Origin of the sequence: Ensifer sp. MJa1 (assembly GCF_037026475.1) — a bacterium.
Taxonomy (GTDB): Bacteria; Pseudomonadota; Alphaproteobacteria; order Rhizobiales; family Rhizobiaceae; genus Ensifer.
Map to the genome: position 1 here is coordinate 1 of NZ_JAKUMO010000053.1, position 2500 is coordinate 2500.

1 rRNA gene (cut by a window edge) is annotated in these 2500 nt (G+C 53.4%); it reads right to left on the bottom strand.

The features are described from left to right. Positions 1-96 precede the first annotated feature (96 nt). A 23S ribosomal RNA gene (locus MKZ91_RS31395) occupies positions 97-2500 on the bottom strand (it continues 393 nt past the right edge of the window).

The following is a 2500-nucleotide window of genomic DNA, read 5'->3' on the forward strand; positions in this document are numbered from 1 at the left end:
CGCAAACCGGATTGAGAAGCTGGTGAGGTCGGGTTGAACCGAGCTCGTTTTGTTTTGAACACGTCGCTCATTTTGTGATGAGCATGAGCAATGGGAACGATCAAGCCAATCGAACGATTAGTACTGGTAAGCTTCATGCGTTGCCGCACTTCCACACCCAGCCTATCAACGTGGTCGTCTTCCACGGTTCTCAAGGGAATACTCGTTTTCAGGTTGGTTTCCCGCTTAGATGCCTTCAGCGGTTATCCATTCCATATATAGCTACCCTGCTATGCCCTTGGCAGGACAACAGGTCCACCAGAGATATGTCCATCCCGGTCCTCTCGTACTAGGGACAGATCCTGTCAATATTCCTACACCCACGGCAGATAGGGACCGAACTGTCTCACGACGTTCTGAACCCAGCTCACGTACCGCTTTAATTGGCGAACAGCCAAACCCTTGGGACCTGCTCCAGCCCCAGGATGCGATGAGCCGACATCGAGGTGCCAAACAACCCCGTCGATATGGACTCTTGGGGGTCATCAGCCTGTTATCCCCGGCGTACCTTTTATCCGTTGAGCGATGGCCCTTCCACGCGGGACCACCGGATCACTATGACCGACTTTCGTCTCTGCTCGACTTGTCAGTCTCGCAGTCAGGCGGGCTTATGCCATTGCACTCGACGACCGATTTCCGACCGGTCTGAGCCCACCATCGCGCGCCTCCGTTACTCTTTCGGAGGCGACCGCCCCAGTCAAACTACCCACCATACACTGTCCCGGATCCGGATAACGGACCGCGGTTAGACATCCATGACGATAAGGGTGGTATTTCAAGGATGGCTCCACAAGAACTGGCGTCCCTGCTTCAAAGCCTACCACCTATCCTACACATGCCGACACGAATGCCAGTGTAAAGCTATAGTAAAGGTGCACGGGGTCTTTCCGTCTGACCGCAGGAACCCCGCATCTTCACGGGGAATTCAATTTCACTGAGTCTATGCTGGAGACAGCGGGGAAGTCGTTACGCCATTCGTGCAGGTCGGAACTTACCCGACAAGGAATTTCGCTACCTTAGGACCGTTATAGTTACGGCCGCCGTTTACTGGGGCTTCGATTCAGAGCTTGCACCCCTCCTCTTAACCTTCCAGCACCGGGCAGGCGTCAGACCCTATACGTCGTCTTGCGACTTCGCAGAGCCCTGTGTTTTTGATAAACAGTCGCTACCCCCTGGTCTGTGCCACCCCATCTGACTTGCGTCAAAAAGGGTCACGCTTCTTCCGAAGTTACGCGTGCAATTTGCCGAGTTCCTTCAGCATAGTTCTCTCAAGCGCCTTGGTATACTCTACCTGACCACCTGTGTCGGTTTCGGGTACGGTCTATAATGGTGGAGCTATTTCCTGGAACCGCGTCCCAGCCCGGACAATCCAATAAGTCCGAACCAGTTGAGCAATCCGTCACTACCACCAGGCCCACGAATATTAACGTGGTTCCCATCGACTACGCGTGTCCGCCTCGTCTTAGGGGCCGGCTAACCCTGCTCAGATTAACTTTAAGCAGGAACCCTTGGTCTTTCGGCGAGAGGGTCTCTCACCCTCTTTATCGTTACTCATGTCAACATTCGCACTTCCGATACCTCCAGGACCCCTCACGGGTATCCCTTCGCAGGCTTACGGAACGCTCCGCTACCACGTGCATTACTGCACATCCTCAGCTTCGGTGCATGGCTTTAGCCCCGTTACATTTTCGGCGCAAAGACCCTTAATTAGACCAGTGAGCTGTTACGCTTTCTTTAAATGATGGCTGCTTCTAAGCCAACATCCTGGTTGTTTTGGGATCCTCACATCCTTTCCCACTTAGCCATGACTTGGGGACCTTAGCTGGAGGTCAGGGTTGTTGCCCTTTTCACGACGGACGTTAGCACCCGCCGTGTGTCTGCCGACTAGTACTCCTCGGTATTCGGAGTTTGGTTAGGATCAGTAAGACGGTGAGTCCCCATAGCCCATCCAGTGCTCTACCCCCGAGGGTATTCGGTCGACGCTCTACCTAAATAGATTTCGCGGAGAACCAGCTATTTCCGAGTTTGATTGGCCTTTCACCCCTAACCACAAGTCATCCCAATCTATTGCAACAGATGCGGGTTCGGTCCTCCAGTTGGTGTTACCCAACCTTCAACCTGCTCATGGCTAGATCACTCGGTTTCGGGTCTAATGCGACGAACTGAACGCCCTGTTCAGACTCGCTTTCGCTGCGCCTTCACCTATCGGCTTAAGCTTGCTCGTCACACTAAGTCGTTGACCCATTATACAAAAGGTACGCTGTCACCCTTGCGGGCTCCAACTGTTTGTAGGCATCCGGTTTCAGGTTCTATTTCACTCCCCTTGTCGGGGTGCTTTTCACCTTTCCCTCACGGTACTTGTTCGCTATCGGTCATGCACGAGTACTTAGGCTTGGAGAGTGGTCTCCCCATGTTCAGACAGGATTTCACGTGTCCCGCCTTACTCAAGGACAATGAGTGT